Genomic DNA, 17,135 nt, shown 5'->3' on the forward strand with positions numbered 1-17,135 from the left:
CAAACAACAGGGGACAAAAAACTTAAAGTACCTTGTATACGCGCTGAATACTAACCGAACTCCTCACCGATTCACAGAGAAAAATACGGGTATAAAAAATACGACCGTTTAAGTAAGATTACCAAGGCAGTGAATCTCCAGTGTGATCATAAAAACCACCTGAGATATAGCTATCTTCGTTTTCAATGACTTGAATAATTCCTTTGGCGCTCTCTTCTGTAGTAATTAATGCATTGGGACCGCCCATCGCTGTTTTAACCCAACCTGGATGCAAGGCAATTACACGCACCCCAAAACCGGCCAGATCGATGGATAAACTTTTTACCACCTGATTTAAAGCTGTTTTAGAGCTGCGATAATAATATCCGCCACCCGATTGATTGTCGGCGATACTACCTACTTTACTGCTGATCATAGCCATGGTTTTATGACGACTGGCCGCTACCCGACAATATAATGCCTGCGTCAGCATCAAGGGCGAGAGCGTATTCACTTCCAGTACCTGGCGCCATATTTCCCGATCTACTTCACCAAATTTAATCCCTTTGGGACCGTAACAACCGGCATTATGTATCAGCACATCAATGCTAGAATCTCCCAGCGCACGATCTAATGCCTTGATTTGACTGTCGTTGGTGATATCCAGACAATGCAACTCAAGCTGTTCAGGAAACTTTGCCGCCAGCGCTAATAGCTCCTCTGCATGCTCTAAATCCCGGGCGCAGGCGTGAACCAGAGCACCATCACGGGCATACTGATAGGCCAGTTCAAGCCCGATTCCTCGGCTGGCTCCGGTGATCAACACAGTATTTGCCATTTTCCAACCTCAGCCTAGCTGACAACATCTTTGTCAGTGAAGCACGAAAACCTCAAACTGACAAATCGTTACCCCCACCTTTATACTGATAAAAGACTAACAGCCTTCGGTAAGTAAGGCGCGAAAATCATCCAGGTTTAACGGTTTGTAAAAAAAGAAGCCCTGGGCTTTCCGGCAACCTAAACTCAGTAACATCACTTGCTGCTCTGCCGTTTCAACCCCTTCGGCAATGACTTCCAGTTCCAGACTTTCAGCCAGCGCTATCACCGTCCTGACAATACTAGCCGCCACTTTATCTTTAGTCATATCCGTTACAAACGCCCTGTCTATCTTTAATGAGGAGAGGGGTAATTTGCGCAAATATGACAGACTGGAATATCCTGTGCCAAAATCATCCAGCGCTACATTAAAGCCAGCATCACGGAGCTGTTTTAATGCATCAATGACGGCTTCTTCACGAGACATTAATCCCGTTTCAGTCACTTCAAACTCAAACAAGCTCGGGTCCAACCCAAATTTTTTGACCGGGTCCATCAAGTGCCTGGCAAACCCTGGCCGTTCGAGTTCATAGACAGACAGATTGATTGCCACTGGCAGAATTTTGAGGCCTGAACATTTCATTATTGCCAATTGGCGACAGGTTTCCTGCATAACCCAGTTCCCCAGCTCGGCAATCAACCCGGAACGTTCAGCAATAGGAATAAATACCGCTGGTGAAATAAATCCCAATACCGGATGACGCCAGCGAACCAGTACTTCGACAGCAAAAACCTCTCCGGTCTCCAACAGCACTTTGGGCTGAAAATTAAGACTAAGCGCATTACCCAGTACGGCTTCTCTGAGTGCCTGTTCTAGCACCAATCGATCGCGAGCCTGATGACTCATGTCCTGATTATAAAAGCAGAAAGTGTTGCGTCCGGCGGCTTTGGCTTCCTGCAAGGCGGTGCGCGCACAACGCAGCAAGTCTTCAACATTATCAGCATCATCTGGGTAGAATGAGATCCCTATTGAAGGGTTCATATACAGGGTTTCGCCCCCCAGTATAAAGGGTGCCTGTAATTGCAGTTTCAAATCAAAGGCCATTTGACTGATATCCAGCATCTGGCGCACATCGGCCACCACCAGGCCAAACTCATCGGCGCCCAGTCGTACCAGCGAATCTCTTCGTGAGATCAACTCTTTCAAACGACTGCCTGCCTGTTTAATCAAGCGATCACTACAGGCATGACCAAGGCTATCATTGATTAGCTGAATTTCACCCAGATCAATCTTAACTACCGCCATTTTGGTATGCGACCCGAATCCACTGCGAATACCCTGCTCGATACGATCACGAAACTGACTGCGATTGCCCAACCCCGTCAGTGGGTCATGATTAACCAGGTAATCGATTTCTGCTTCACGCGCTCGCAGTTCTGAAAGGTCGTGGAACACCGCCACATAATATTCAGTTTCATCACGGCTGTTCTTCAAGCAATTAATCGACAACCACTGCAAATATACACTGCCATCTTTACGGCGGTTCCAGATTTCACCCTGCCAGCTCCCGTTCAGCGCAACCTCTGACCAGAGTTTCTCATAGAAGGCCGCATCATGATGATTGGAACGCAGTAAACGAGGGGTTTTACCAAGGACCTCTTCAGGGCTATAACCGGTTATTTCAGTAAAGGCAGGGTTTACCTGAAATATGCGAGCTGAGGCATCAGTTACAAAAATGCCTTCAATCGTATTGTCGAACACCCGCTTGGCCAGACGCTGTTGAATTTCCAATGCATTCTGCTCACGCAGATCTTTGGCAAGGCCTGTAATCCAGGCCACCTTGCCGTCACTATCAAGATGAGAGATGACCGTGAGGTGTACTGGTATTGGCCGATAATTTAGATCCCTGAACTCAATATCCCCTTTCCAGCAGGTTGAATCTTTTAGCAAGGATGGAAACACATGTTCACGCAGCAGTGCGTAGACTTGGGGAGAATGAAAATCAGCGACATAGAGCGGCTCTAATGCCAGGTCTCGTTCTGGAGAAACCCCCAGCATTTGTCGTCCTGCCTGATTCAGAAAAAGCAGACGTTCATCCAATGACACGGTGGAAATCATTTCGTTAGCAGCATCAAGGATATGTCCCTGCTGTTCTAACAGCTGGAACCGCTGAGGCGTTCGGGAAAGCTGGTCGTTATCAGTATTCATTGAATTTATTCAGACTATTGGGTCTATTGGTTATACGATCTAACGCAGACTTGAAGAACTAGTCTTGCGTTAATGACATCATTTCCTGAGCCCAGGCCACACTGGCCAGATACTCACGATTCAATGCCTCTACAAGCTTTAAAGATCGACGCTCCATGCGCGCACTTTCAAATGATTCAATAACTTTTATTATTTTACCCAGGTCTCCCTTGTGCTGTAGCAACGCCTCGGTTATTTGGCTGTCCAGACCTGATTCTGCCAGCAACACAGAGAGCTCCAATCCTTCCAGTTGATGCATCAAAGAGAATAGACCACAGGTGAAGGCTATCTCCGGATCGACATCGTTTACCCGTGTAGCGAGACGTTTTGCCAATGAAGCTCTAATCAGTAACTTGAATACCAGCAATCGCTTTACAGGTTCATTATTGGCCAGCAACAGTGTGGCAACCAGTGCGCGCATTTTTTCAAAGCCCATCAACATGATCGCTTGACTGACGCTGCTGATGGTATTCATGCGCCGATCCGATGCTGAGTTAACCTGTTTGAAAAGCAAAGTACATAAATGTGGATCCTGCACAATCAAGGATTGAAGGTTCCCTATATCAACCTCTTGCGCATACAACTCTCTGATAAGACGCATATCGGCCGCACGATTACCCTGCCGTTTTATCGCTGCTTGAGTCTGGAACTGTTCAGGAATCGCATAAAAATATCCTTGCAATAAATCAAACCCTTGTGCTATCGATTGGTTCAATACCTCTGCATTTTCAATAAAAGCTGCCAAGAGTGTTAAGTTATGCGAGCGGAAATACTCAATCGTGTCAAAAGCCTGTTCTGCGCGCACATCAACCTTAACAATATCAATCAAATCAGCCAGTTTATCGCCGACACTTAAGATAGTGTCAGCCGATGCGGCTATGCGATAGCCTAAGGTTTTAGCACTCTCTATATGCTGCCAAAGCTGAGTATCAATTTCACAATCTGGTAACTCAATCACCACCTGATCAGCAGGCAGTGGCATCAAGTCTGGCTGAGCAAGCCACTCTACTGACACATTCAGAAACAACTGCCGGTCCCCAACCAAAGCATATAACCCTATTTCATAGAAGGCTGCACTACAGGCTCTCGCTGTGGCAACCAAGGGATCTGTGATGTCCGCTTTTAATGCTCCACCATAAGCACGATAAAGCAGCTCATCACCTACATGCTTAAACTCCGCATCACATATAGGATGCAGAGCAATACAATAACGCTTATTCGCAGTCAAATCATTATGATCAAGCATAGGCTAACCATGCAGTCGTTGTTGTAATTGAGGAATCAACTTGGCCATAATCACTTTCAGTTCAGCAACTGAATCCTGTGGATTTTCACCTTGTTTTGCTAGCTGCTCAACGGCAGAAGATGCCTGCGTTGCCGGGCCGGCACAAAAGGTTGCCAGTAGTCCTTTTAGTGTATGCGCAGTTCTCACAAGCGTTTCCCGGTCCTGCTGTTGAGCTGAAACCTCCAGTGTTTCCAGATACTCCGGTGCTTCATCCAGAAACATTTCAAGCACTGACAGTAACAACTCTTCTTCCCCCCCTATCAACTCCAGAGCTTGATCCCAATCGTAAAGCGACTCATTGTGTGCGTGCATAATCTGTCCAGGCTCCCTTGTAGCGTGGGTTGTGTGTAAAATCTGTTGATCCGACTGGAGATGATTTTTTTCCAAAGATTCAATCATTTCATCCAGGGACTGGAGTAGCTTCAGTGGTGGGCAAGACTCAGCGGCCAGTGTGTTTGCTGCATGCTTCAACATTTCCTCATACAAGGCATCAGGCCTGACTGGCTTCGAGATATAGCCATCCATACCCACCGCAAGGCAGCGCTCTTTATCTCCATCCATTGCGTTGGCCGTCATGGCAATAATAGGTGTTCGGGAAAGAGTAGGATTATTTTTCTCCAGCAATCTAATTCTTTGTGTGGCTTCCAAGCCATCCATCTCTGGCATCATCATATCCATTAATATCAGGTCAAAATGTTGCTGCTGGAAACTGTCTACAGCTTTAATGCCGTTTCCAGCCACAGTGACTTGCATCTGTTTTTTCTCCAACAGTTTCACCGCAATACGCTGGTTGATCATATTGTCTTCTGCAAGCAGCACTTTCATACCGGCCAACGCGGCAGTTCCTGGCTGGAGTTGTTTGGGCACCTCTCGCTGCAAACTCAACTGATCCTGAAGCGCTCGTTTGAGCTCTGCCAAGGTGACAGGTTTGGTCATGTAGCCGGATATTCCCATATCACGGCAGCGCTGCGCATCTCCGGCCTCGGCTGAAGACGTCAATATCAACACCCGTGTATTGTGCAACAACTGATCCTGGATCAACTTCTCAGTGGTTTTATAGCCATTCATGCCTGGCATCCAGGCGTCCATCAATACAACACCATAAGGCAGACCCACACGATTAGCGTGACGCACTTTAAATACAGCTTCGGGTCCCGATGAGCAAACATCAACCTGAACGCCTGTAGTTTTCAGCATTGCCTCAATCACTCGACGGTTAGCAGGCTCATCATCCACCAACAACACACGCTGCTGGCACCAGTCTATATCGATTGCCTGATGCAGCTCTGGCGCAGTGACAATGGCCAGCGGCAGATTGACAAAAAATGTAGAGCCCTGTCCTAACTGGCTATGTACATCGACTGAACCACCCAGCATCTCAACTAACTGTTTGGTGATAGATAACCCTAATCCAGTACCTTCGTATTTACGATTTGTTGCAGCATCGACTTGCTCAAAAGGATTAAAAATTGAGTCAAGACGCTGTTCGGATATACCTATCCCTGTATCTATGACCTGAAACTGAAATTCATTAGCTTCAGGGGAATGATTGGCATAAATAACCCTAAGACGCACTTCACCTTTTTCGGTAAACTTGATGGAGTTACCCAGCAAATTGATGAGTACTTGCCGCAAACGCGCCGGATCGACATAGACATACTGGGGCAGGTTTTCTGAAATATCATAATGAATCTGAATATTTTTCGACCAGGCTTTTGGAGCCAAGGCTTTAACACTAGTGCCTATGAGCTCGTATAGATCCACACTTTCAGGTTGAAGATCGAACTTACCTGACTCAATTTTAGACAGATCCAGAATGTGATTAATAATCTCCAGCAGATGGTTTGCAGACAGCCTGGCTAAATCCAGGTGCTCACGCTGCTCTCGCTGCAACTCTGTTTCCAATACCAGATCCAGCATACCCATCACCCCATTCATCGGAGTGCGGATCTCGTGGCTCATATTGGCCAGAAATTGGCTTTTAGCAACATTTGCCGCTTCGGCTGCTTTAATCTGAGCTTTTAACTGTTCATCGTACAAGCAGGCATTAGCTGCACTGGCCAGCTTATGCATAAGCTTTTGCAGTGAAGCCAGCATATCGTCCGTCAGCACCGGAGTACTCTTCTGCAGCAGTAAGACCCCAAACCCCGGCAAGGCAAAGGCATAACGAACTTGAGTATTATCTAAAAATACCTGGGGAAACTCTGCCCAAAATCCCCCTAGACGAGGGCGCTGCTCAGGAAAGCACAAGGCGGAACGAATTGACGTTATAGCTTCCTGCTGGTCAAACCGGCGGGGTAAACTCATTTCGGTTTGCCACTGAATTTCAAGTGAACACACCGCGGCTGACAGGGGCTCAAGCTCGTCATCCCGGCCCGTAAAGCGCCAGACAACACATGCGTTCGCGTTTAAGGCGCGCATCAGAGTTTTCAATGTCTCTTTAAGCATCACCCCTAAATCCAGGCTGTTACCGATTGCCAGAGAGATCTCAAAAAGAATTTCGATTTGCTGTGACTGCTTCACTAGACGACCTTCAGCTCTCAACCTCGGACAGAAGCCCAAGCACCGCGGTTTTATTATAAAACTCAAGGTAATCCTTACCTGAATTTGCGATTTCACCGAGTGTCAGTGCACCAAATAAAGGGTAGTCGCCAGACACCTTGGCTATTTCATTCTTTAGGTGGTCACCCTCAAATAACACCCGTGATATGCAGTCAATAAAACACCCCAGTTGCACCGGATGATCCGTTTGCTGGCGATGTGCTGCTTGTGCTCGTTTACAGGCTTCTGCCGCTGCCGCCAACAGGCTTTCCTCTGTACCATTTAATATACGCACAAAAGAACCTTCCGGTACTTCACCTACACACACCATAGCCTGATCTGTACTGAGCATCAGCGGATCTCTGACGATCATTTCAGCATCAAGCTTATTGATCCCAAATGGATAAAACTTAGCAAGGTCATAGAAATTATCTGCATTGAACACTTGCCCACTATGCGCTTCAACAACTTGCCGATACTCATCAAATGCAGGTTTCCAATCCAGTTGTTTTACGCAGTTTTTGTCGGACGAGGTCACTTTGAAGGATTGAGAAATCGCTTGCCAACCATGTGATACACCAACACCACTCACCAAAGGCAATCTGACCAGCAGTGTGGCGTCCATTAGCATCCCTTTGGGCGTCAACAAACAGGGCTTCTGCACAAAACTGAGCGAACCGGCACCACCGCCGATAAAATTATTAACCAGGCCAAAGTTCATAAACAGCGCGTCAATCATCGCGCCAATACAGGTTGATAAGCCATCAACCAATACCAGTTGTGTCGCAGGAGCAGACATGGCCTCCCAGTACTCGGATAGGGGCTCCAGCTGTTTATCAAAACTGCTATTGATATCACTTAAACCACTGAGACTTGTCCACTCAACGGCGGACTGCAAAGCAACAAAAACAACACCCGTTGAATAGTTTTGTTGCGCATAGATAATTTGAGGAAAAACCCCACCCAGCACACTTGCCTTAGCTTGTTGCAACACTGGATTCAGGGCTTCAGCTGTCCAGTTATTTTCATCGGCAGCAAACACCAGAACCGTAGGAGCCTGGGTTTGTTCATAGATACTGCTCAACTTCTTTTCAAAAGCTTCGACAGAAGGTTCAGCCTCAAAAAAAACATCCATAGACATCTACTCTCCAGTGCTTCTTGGGTTATTAGATGTACGTTCCGCCATTCTTCTTTTAATAAAACTGATCAGTTGCTTTGATTCCAAGGGGGGGGTGATTAAATACCCTTGTATTTCAGTTGCACCTAACGCATCCACATAGTCTCTTTGCCGTTGGTTTTCGACGCCTTCAGCAATAGTGGTCAGCCCTAACCCCTGACATAAGGATGTTAAGGCTCGCACTATGGCTCGGTCACTTCGTCCTGCGGTAATATCTTTAATAAACGCGCGATCTATTTTGAGCGTATCCAGTGGGAAGCGGAGCAAATACTCCAAAGATGAAAAACCTATACCGAAATCGTCTATGGCAATTTTAAACCCAAAGGCTCGCAACCGTTTTAGTATAGCAATGGTTTCATCAGGGTTGTTCATGGCTAAGCTTTCGGTAATTTCCAACTCGATAAGTTCCGGCTGTGTACCACAGGCTTTAGCTATGGCAATGATTTATCCAGGTAAATCTGGCTGTTCGAACTGTGCCGGCGAAAGGTTAATCCCCATCCGCAACGATACCCCCTCGTTCATCCAGCCCACTTGTTGCTGACAAGCTTCCTGTAAAATCCATTCGCCGAGGGCATTAATTAACCCCATTTCTTCCAATACAGGGATAAATACATACGGTGGGACTATGCCGTCCTGCGGGTGACGCCACCTGATCAGTGCCTCCACACCCACGACACGATCATTGCTTAAATCAACCTGTGGTTGATAAACCAAATAGAACTGCTGTTGTTCCAGAGCCTCACGCAAATCTGACTCCAGCTTGAGGCGCTTGTGCAAACCGTCTTCATGGTCTTGTTCATAAGAACCGATAGTAATGCTACCTGAGGGCTTTTGTAGGCGCTGAGCGCGCTGCGCCATACGCAACAACAAAGATGCATCTGTTGTCTTATCCTGTCCCACACTAATGCCAGCCGTGTAGGTTAAAAACGTCTCTCTATCATCGAGCATCCAGGCCCGATCAATGTGCTTTAACCATTGATTCAATTCTGACAATATTTTTTCATGATGCTCAATGGATACCTCTACGATTAACTTCAGTGCAAACACGCCGCCATCCAGTCTTGCTACAAGCGCATCGTTGGGCATAAAGCTCTTTAGCTGATTTGCCAGCAGCACTAACAATTGATCAGTTACATCCGTGCCATAGGTTTCGACCAGTTGCTGAAATCTGAGTACTTCCAGAACCACAACAGCCACAGCACTGCGGTTATTAACAATAAGCTGTATAGACTCTTCAAGATCCCGCTGAAACAGGCGTCTGTTAGGTAGCCCTGTGACCGAATCATGATAATTGAGAAAATTAGACTGCTGCTCCAGGCGGCGCTGTGCGGAAACATCCTGAAAGGATCCGACCAACCGGGCTTGCTCACCATCACGTTGTCCGACAATTTTTAACTGGTAGTCCTGGCGACTACCTGGTGATCTCACTTCAATATCAAACTTCAATCCGGTATCTAATGCATCCTTGAATACGGCCTTCAGTCGACTTTGATCATCCGGATGAATAATTGCCAAAGCCTTTTCTGGATCAGGGCTCAATTCATCAACCCAATGTAAAATGGCTTTAGCATCATCACACCAGATAAACTGCTGTTGCTTAGCATCCAGCTCCCAAAAAGATAAACCAGCCAGCGCTCTTGCTGTTTCCTGCAGCCCTGTGATTCTGCGCAGGTCGCGCTCTCTGTTAGCATCTCTTAATGCATAGCGGATACGCTGGTGCAAGAGTGGAAAATTTATTGGTTTAGGGAAAAAATCATTGGCTCCTACTTCAAAAGCCCACTCTATTGATTCCATATCATCATCACCGGTCAACATCAGGATCGGTGTTACCATATTTTTTTCATAGGCTCGGATGTTCTGAATGCAGTCAAAACCATTCATCACTGGCATGTTAACGTCCATTAAAACCAGATCAGGTTTGTGCTGCATAAAACATTCGACTCCCTCTACCCCATTAGCAGCCTCTATAATGTGATAACCACGTTTTCCTAAATAGCCGCTTATCTTCAGTCGCTCAATCGCTGAGTCATCTACAACGAGTATTTTTGTAGGCAATTTTTCAATCATGAGACACCTGACTTCATCAGACTATTAAGAAGTGCTTTAAGCTCTGTTACCTTGATTGGCTTACCCAAATGACCATTCATACCCGCTGACATACACGCTTGCTTGTCAGCCGGTAACACATTGGCTGTCATGGCATAGATAGGTGTGGGAGGCAACTGATGACTTGTTTCATGCTCACGAATACTGCGGGTTGCATCAACACCGCCCATGATTGGCATCTGCATATCCATCAGCACCAAGTCGTAAGTGTTCTGCATAAACGTTTGCCAGGCTTCCAATCCATTTTCAACCAGGGTAACGGTATGACCCTGTTTTGTTATAAGGGCGGTGATTAATTTTTGATTGACCTTGTTATCCTCTGCCACAAGAATACTCAAGCACTCCGAAGCGTCAGCCACCCTTTCCTTCACAGGAACATGCTCAATTCCCTCCAACATATTAAATAACTCAACAGGGGCGACAGGGTGTGTCAGCAACTGACTCACACCCAAGGTTTGAGCATCATTAATTTCAGATTCCGATACATGATCGGCGATCAGGATAATATTATGATTCTTTATATCATGCGCTATTAAATCATGAATGATCTCGACAGCACTAAAGTCACCAAAACAATTGTTAATTAAACATTTAACGTTTTTGTCACTAGCCAAATAAATACTTTCAACGAATTCAGTTCTATTATCAAAGTAGCTTATTTGCACATTTTTACTATCAAGACAGGCATTAACTACATTATTATTAATCTGTTTATCCAGTATAAAAACAGATTGGACTTCGACTGATTTCAGTATTTTCTTATTATACTCAGCCCCCTGACAAGGCAGCTCAAACCAAAAGCGGCTACCTTTGCCGACTTGACTGACTACGCCCATATGACCCTGCATCAATTCGATCAGCTTCATACATATCGACAGACCTAAACCTGTACCACCAAATGAGCGCGTAGTGGTATTATCAGCCTGCGCAAAGGCGTCGAAAATGAGGCGCTGTTTTTCCTTTGGGATTCCTATTCCCTGATCTGTCACATCAATATGCAGGTGTCCTGTAGCATGCGTATCTGCAGTCCAACGCAGCGACACAGTCACCTGACCGGCCTCGGTAAATTTAATCGCATTATCACAGATATTAACCAATACCTGCCTTAGCCGAATTGGATCGGCAATACAGATATCCGGGATATTCGTCGGCATATCCAGCCGTAGCGAAATCCCTTTTTTACGCGCGATAACAGCGGCAGGTTTAAGGCAATAGCATACCAACTCTTTCAGCTCAAACTTAACAACTTCTATTTGTAATTTACCAGCATCAATTTTAGAGAAATCAAGAATATCATTCAGAATTGATAACAATGCCTGCGAGGATGAGCGAACAACGTCGAGATAGCCTCGCTGAGTTGCGGTGAGCTGGGTATCTAAAGCAAGATCAGTCATGCCCATAATACCGGTCATCGGGGTACGTATTTCATGGCTCATATTAGCCAGAAAGGCACTCTTTGTTTGACTCGCGGCTTCAGCTTCACGCCGCGCGTCTTCGAGAACAAGGTTCAGAGCAAAGAGTTCTTCATTACTGCTTTTAAGATCATGCTCTAGTTTTTTCTGTTGAGTGATATCTGTACGAATAGAGATAAACCTATCCATCTCACCGTCTGCATTATAGAGTGGCATAATAGTCGCCGTTACCCAGTAATACTCGCCAGACTTATTGATATTTTTTAATTCACCATGCCAGGTTTGCCCTGAACAGACCCGATTCCACAGGTTTTCAAACATGGCTTGTGCATGGTAACCACTATTGATTATTCGATGATTTTCACCAAGCAACTCATGTTCAGCATAGCCTGAAATTGTTTTAAAGTGCTCATTAACATAAATAATGTCACCCTTCAGGTCTGTCATACTGACGATAGCATGCTGGTCTAGCGCTTTTTGCTGCTGTTTGAGCTCGGTCGTCGTTGCCTCCAACTCACTGTTTTTAGTTTGCAGCAAGCTAAATACTTTACGCACACGAGCATCCATGTAAAACAACGCACTAACCGCTGCAGCAAAGGCAATTAACACAAAGCCAATAAAATAATAGAGTCTGTAGCCACTGCTGTTCCAAATAGGTTCACTGGGTATTGTAACTACCTGTATGCCACGCACATCACCCGCCTGCCAATCAGTCTTCGGCGAATCTATGTGGTTGTTATGACAAGCTACGCAAGTCTGCTGCATGATAATGGGTGTAGCGAAATTCAGTTCTTTGTGATTCTGATTATAGTTAAAACGATAAAATTCTTCGGCTCGCTGGTTGCGAATCACATCCAAAGCAGCCAGATCAAACTCACTCAGAGTCCGCGAAGCCCTTTGCGGAAATGGAAAATCACTAATCAGGCGTACACTGATATTCTTATCCTGAGAGCTCATGAACTCAACCAGATCGATGGTCATAGTGGCCGGAATGGGAATGGCACCAGGCTTATCACGGTAGTGCTCAGTGACCTCTACCCAGGGATGCACGATCACAGCGCTCACAATCACATCAGTATAGAAAGCGCGAAACGAATCGACGGCTTTTGCATAGGCTCTGGCTGAGCGTACCAGATGATCCTCTTCTGTACCCTTGGCAACCCAGACCCCTAATACAACAAATGCCAACGCGCACAGAAAAGCCAACACAATCATCATCCAACGAAAGCGTTTTCGCTGCTGCTCGAGCAACTGCTGCTGATTGCGCTTCTTCATCAGAACATTTTACCTTGTAAACACCTCAAAGCAGCCGATCACAATCAGTAGCTATTCGAAAGCTTATATACTGTGTAGATCATCTTTTTTATGATTGGACCCTTACCCGCATTCTGATTGCCCTTCCAGCTCGAAGTCAATCCAATACTTAGCATTACTCACAATATATCTGGGTGTATTTTATACAGAATAATCGGAAAACAATACTAATTTCTGCTTTTTCTGTTTAATATCTCCACAGCTTGACTCACAGCAATTTATTTAAACAGCAGTTGTTCTATACTCGCGAACAAAGTTGGATAGTAATTTCAAATTCTGTTCTGCCAATCCCTGAAGGAGTGCCCGCTGTTGCACATACGGATCAAGCCTGCATTGCAGTTTTTTGGCTTGTTTGTTTCTTTACTGCTGATCAGTTGTGCGCAGCTTGTCAACGCAACTGAAACAGAAAAACTACGCATCGGCGTACTGGCTTTTCGCAGCCTGGAATCCACTCAACAGCAGTGGCAGGAAACCCTGAAGTATTTGAGTCAGGCACTCCCTCAGTACGAACTGGAACTACAGGTTCTGTTTATGGACAGCATGACTGAAGCTGTCCATAACCAACAGCTAGACTTTATTCTTACTCAACCCGAACATTACATTTTACTGCGATCCTCCTCTGGGGTATCGGCCTCGGCAACACTCATGCCTGTCTCAGACAAGCAACCCCTGGCACGCTTTGCCGGAGTGATAGTGGCACTGGCTGATCGACCAGAACTTAATAGCTTGAATGCAATACGTGGACAACATGTGGCCGCCGTACATTCCCACTCACTCGGCGCTTACCGCATACAACACTGGACGCTCAGTCAAGCCGGTGTACGCCTCCCTCACGACGTTAAGAAGCTGACATTCACCGGCCAACCTCAAGATAAAGCCATTGAAATGTTGCTCGATAGGCAGGTCGACATAGCCTTTGTTCGCTCGGGGGTCATAGAGTCAATGGTTCAGGCTGGCAAGCTGTCACTGGATCAATTGCAAATTATCAACCCACAACACCACGCAGAATTACCACAGATCCACTCCACCCCGCTCATTCCTGAATGGGCTTTTGCAGCCATGCCGTCATTGGACCCCTTGACCGTTCGCGATATAACCCAGGCACTTTTTGCCATTCCACCCGATTCACCGGCGGCGCTGAGCGGGGGGTATTTCGGCTTTATACCACCGGTTGACTACGCCAACCTGGAGCACATACTGCTGGAGCTCCGAGTACACCCTGATCGCATTACTCACTTTGATATGCGTGATTTTGTCGACAAGTACCTGTCTGAAATTATGCTGGCATTAGCATTAAGTATTTTGGTAGCAGCGACGTGGGTCAGTTACGATATTCGCCAGCGTAAAAAACGTGCGGCGGCGCTGCGCATTGCCGCCGCCGCGTTCAATACCCATGAAGCCATCACCATTACCAATGAACATAACCAAATCCTCCGTGTTAATGAGGCATTTACCCGCATTACTGGATACAGCGAAGAGGAAGTAGTCGGGCACAATCCCTCAATTTTCAGCTCTGGCTATCATCATAAAGACTTCTATAAAACCATGTGGCGTGCGCTTAACACGCTGGGCTATTGGGAGGGCGAGATCTGGAACCGGCGCAAAAACGGCGAAATTTTCCCAGAACATCTTAGTATTACCAAAGTAGCAGGGACCCACGCTGAGCAGTTTTGTTATGTCGCCTCTTTTTCCGACATAACCCAGGCAAAGGAATCCAAAGAAATAATAGAACACTTGTCTCTCTACGACCAACTCACTGGGCTGGCCAATATCGACCTGCTTCGTGATCGTATTCATTCCGCAACAACACGTGCAAAAATGCAAGATCACAGCTTTGCCTTGATATTGATCGATTTGAAAAACTTTAAACTCGTAAATGACAGCCTGGGACGCCGTGCAGGCGATCAGCTTTTGTGTGATGTAGCCACACGGCTGACAGAAGCCTTGCCTATCTATTCCAGCCTGGCTCGACTGGCTGCCGATGAGTTTGTTATTTTGTGCGAGTTCCGCGAACAGCCTGCTGAACAGGCCTTGTTCGATATAGAACACCTGATAAAAGATATAGAGAGCGTATTCATTACGCCTTTTACTATTCAGAGCGAAGCGGTTTATACCCAGGCTAACATCGGCATTGTGCACTGTGCCGATACCGACAGCACCGCTGATGAACTGCTTAAACGTGCGGATCTGGCCAAAAATCAATCCAAATTCAACACCCATAGCAGCATAAGCTTTTATGATCCAATCATGCAGCAGCAAGTGGATCAGGTGGTGCAACTTGAAAATGATCTTCGCCATGCTTTGGAACAAAATCAACTGCGTCTTTTTTTCCAGCCACAATATAACCAGCATCGGCAAATCACCGGGTGTGAGGCACTGATTCGCTGGGAACACCCGACCCAAGGATTAATTTCACCGGCCGCGTTCATTCCATTAGCTGAATCATCTGATCTAATCATATTGATAGGCGATTTTGTCATCGCGACAGCCTGTCAGAAGCTTGCTCTTTGGCAACAACACCCCTACACGGCACAATGGACCCTGGCAATCAACATCAGTGCCAGACAGTTCCAGTGTAATGATTTTGTCGAACGGGTACTGCAGCACATTACCGATGCCAATGCGCCAGCTAACCGGTTAAAGCTGGAGTTAACGGAAAGCCTGCTGATTGACTATACCGATGAGGCCGTTACCAGAATGAACCAGTTAAAGCAGGCTGGCATTCGCTTTTCTCTGGATGATTTCGGTACAGGATTTTCCTCGCTGTCTTACCTGAAGAAGCTCCCTTTCGATCAAATTAAAGTGGATAAGGCCTTTATTCATGACCTGTTGAATAACCAGAGTGATGAAGCCATCATCCGTAGCGTACTGGCCATGGGAGAGGCCTTTGGAATGAATGTGATTGCAGAAGGTGTCGAAACGGAACAGCAGTTGCAAAAGCTTGAGGCACTCGGTTGCCATTTTTATCAAGGCTTCTATTTCAGTAAACCCCTGTCGGATAACCAACTACTCAACTGTATTGCACAAACTTCAACTGAGCCAGCCAAGGACTAGGGGCATCTGCATACCGTCCGAGCAGTGTATATGCTACATTATAGGCAAATGAAATCAGGAGTTTCTTATGCCCTTACTCGACAGTTTTCGTGTAGATCACACCCGTATGCAGGCCCCTGCCGTGCGTACTGCCAAAATGATGCAAACCCCATCCGGTGATCCAATTACCGTATTTGATCTGCGCTTTTGTATTCCCAACCGTGAAATCCTATCAGAAAAAGGCATCCACACTCTGGAGCATCTTTTTGCCGGGTTCATGCGCAATCACCTGAATGGCGATTTGGTTGAAATTATCGATATTTCACCCATGGGCTGCCGCACAGGTTTTTATATGAGCCTCATAGGTACCCCGACAGAACAACAGGTTGCCGATGCCTGGACCGCCGCCATGCAGGATGTGCTCAAGGTAAAATCAATGGAAGAGATTCCGGAGCTGAATGCCTATCAATGCGGCACCTATACCATGCACTCTCTGTCAGAAGCACAGCAGATCGCAACCGATATCATTAGTCGGGGAGTGGGAGTAAACAGTAATGATGAGCTCTATCTGAGTGAAGAGTTCTTGCAGCAAAAAGAAACGCAGGCTGATTAAAGCCTGCGTCGCAGTGAGTTGCACCCCCTTCCTGAGGGTGTAACTCAGATCTCCTGTTGAATCTCGCTGAAGCGATTCATTAAACAGAATTCTACCAAACAAAAAACAGAAAAAACAGAATTATTTCTAAATTTTCTTTTCCCAAAGCTGTGCATTTCCAGCCTCTGGATCAAGCTGATAAGGCCCGTAGCCCAGACGGCTGTAGGCATTCTTAGCTATTTCGTTTCCTTCCAGCACCTCCAGTGTCAATTTGCAGCAGCCCTGTGTTTTTGCAAAGGTTTCAGCCGCTTCAAACAAAAGACGCGAAATTCCTTGCCCGCGAAAGGCACGACTGACCACCACATCATGAATGTTTAACAAGGGTTTAGCCGCAAAGGTGGAGAAGCCTTCTACTGTATTCATCAAGGCCACAGGTTCAGAACCGGAAAAACCAATAAAGCTATGCAGGTGCGGCCTTTTTTGCATTTCAGCCACCAAGCTGTTAACTGTCTGCTCCGCTAAAGGCTCCCCTCCCCCCATAGGATCACAGGCATATTCACACAACAACTGTACCAGCGCATCGGCATGTTCAGGATGGGTGAGATCAGCTTTTACAATTGTTATCATGGTCG

At 46.3% G+C, this 17,135-nt stretch carries 9 protein-coding genes and 1 pseudogene; 2 read left to right on the forward strand and 8 right to left on the reverse strand.

The features are described from left to right. Window positions 1-118: 118 nt before the first annotated feature. The 7 genes and pseudogenes from ACN0R1_RS01150 to ACN0R1_RS01180 form a co-directional block, all read right to left on the reverse strand. Complete coding sequence (locus tag ACN0R1_RS01150; RefSeq protein WP_417579062.1) at window positions 119-817, reverse strand: SDR family oxidoreductase; 699 nt, start codon at window positions 815-817, stop codon at window positions 119-121. 96 nt (window positions 818-913) lie between these two features. Then, a complete protein-coding gene (locus ACN0R1_RS01155; protein WP_417579064.1) occupies window positions 914-3,004 on the reverse strand; it encodes a putative bifunctional diguanylate cyclase/phosphodiesterase in 2,091 nt (696 codons plus the stop codon). 58 nt (window positions 3,005-3,062) lie between these two features. Continuing rightward, the gene (locus tag ACN0R1_RS01160; RefSeq protein ID WP_417579066.1) at window positions 3,063-4,289 is read right to left on the reverse strand and encodes an EAL and HDOD domain-containing protein; all 1,227 of its coding nucleotides are present in this window, start codon (window positions 4,287-4,289) and stop codon (window positions 3,063-3,065) included. Between the two features lie 3 nt (window positions 4,290-4,292). Next, window positions 4,293-6,851, reverse strand: coding sequence for a response regulator (locus tag ACN0R1_RS01165; RefSeq protein WP_417579068.1), 2,559 nt, complete (start codon window positions 6,849-6,851; stop codon window positions 4,293-4,295). A gap of 10 nt (window positions 6,852-6,861) precedes the next feature. Beyond that, a complete protein-coding gene (locus ACN0R1_RS01170; RefSeq protein ID WP_417579070.1) occupies window positions 6,862-8,010 on the reverse strand; it encodes an FIST signal transduction protein in 1,149 nt (382 codons plus the stop codon). Next, window positions 8,011-10,113, reverse strand: a pseudogene (locus ACN0R1_RS01175) (EAL domain-containing protein). Then, window positions 10,110-12,839 (reverse strand): ATP-binding protein, encoded by a 2,730-nt coding sequence (locus ACN0R1_RS01180; RefSeq protein WP_417579072.1) that lies wholly within the window; start codon window positions 12,837-12,839, stop codon window positions 10,110-10,112. Before ACN0R1_RS01180 ends, ACN0R1_RS01175 begins: the two are co-directional and overlap by 4 nt. 348 nt (window positions 12,840-13,187) lie before the next feature. Between ACN0R1_RS01180 and ACN0R1_RS01185 the strand changes: the two genes are divergently transcribed. Together ACN0R1_RS01185 and luxS are read left to right on the forward strand one after the other, a co-directional pair. Further along, window positions 13,188-15,932, forward strand: coding sequence for an EAL domain-containing protein (locus ACN0R1_RS01185; RefSeq protein WP_417579074.1), 2,745 nt, complete (start codon window positions 13,188-13,190; stop codon window positions 15,930-15,932). Window positions 15,933-15,999: 67 nt separating this feature from the next. Then, a complete protein-coding gene (gene luxS / locus ACN0R1_RS01190) occupies window positions 16,000-16,524 on the forward strand; it encodes an S-ribosylhomocysteine lyase (RefSeq protein WP_417579076.1) in 525 nt (174 codons plus the stop codon). 126 nt (window positions 16,525-16,650) lie between these two features. Here the strand turns inward: luxS and ACN0R1_RS01195 are convergent, their stop codons facing one another. Next, entirely contained in the window at window positions 16,651-17,130 is a 480-nt protein-coding gene (locus ACN0R1_RS01195) for a GNAT family N-acetyltransferase (RefSeq protein WP_417579078.1), read from the reverse strand. Window positions 17,131-17,135: the final 5 nt, after the last annotated feature.

It is taken from the genome of Nitrincola sp. (assembly GCF_048264025.1).
Taxonomy (GTDB): domain Bacteria; phylum Pseudomonadota; class Gammaproteobacteria; order Pseudomonadales; family Balneatricaceae; genus Nitrincola.

Excerpts from the sequence above, each read along its gene's own strand:
- luxS (WP_417579076.1), top strand. The coding sequence starts at position 16,000 with ATGCCCTTACTCGACAGTTTTCGTGTAGATCACACCCGTATGCAGGCC.
- ACN0R1_RS01150 (WP_417579062.1), bottom strand. The coding sequence starts at position 817 with ATGGCAAATACTGTGTTGATCACCGGAGCCAGCCGAGGAATCGGGCTT.
- ACN0R1_RS01155 (WP_417579064.1), bottom strand. The coding sequence starts at position 3,004 with ATGAATACTGATAACGACCAGCTTTCCCGAACGCCTCAGCGGTTCCAG.
- ACN0R1_RS01195 (WP_417579078.1), bottom strand. The coding sequence starts at position 17,130 with ATGATAACAATTGTAAAAGCTGATCTCACCCATCCTGAACATGCCGAT.
- ACN0R1_RS01160 (WP_417579066.1), bottom strand. The coding sequence starts at position 4,289 with ATGCTTGATCATAATGATTTGACTGCGAATAAGCGTTATTGTATTGCT.
- ACN0R1_RS01180 (WP_417579072.1), bottom strand. The coding sequence starts at position 12,839 with ATGAAGAAGCGCAATCAGCAGCAGTTGCTCGAGCAGCAGCGAAAACGC.
- ACN0R1_RS01170 (WP_417579070.1), bottom strand. The coding sequence starts at position 8,010 with ATGTCTATGGATGTTTTTTTTGAGGCTGAACCTTCTGTCGAAGCTTTT.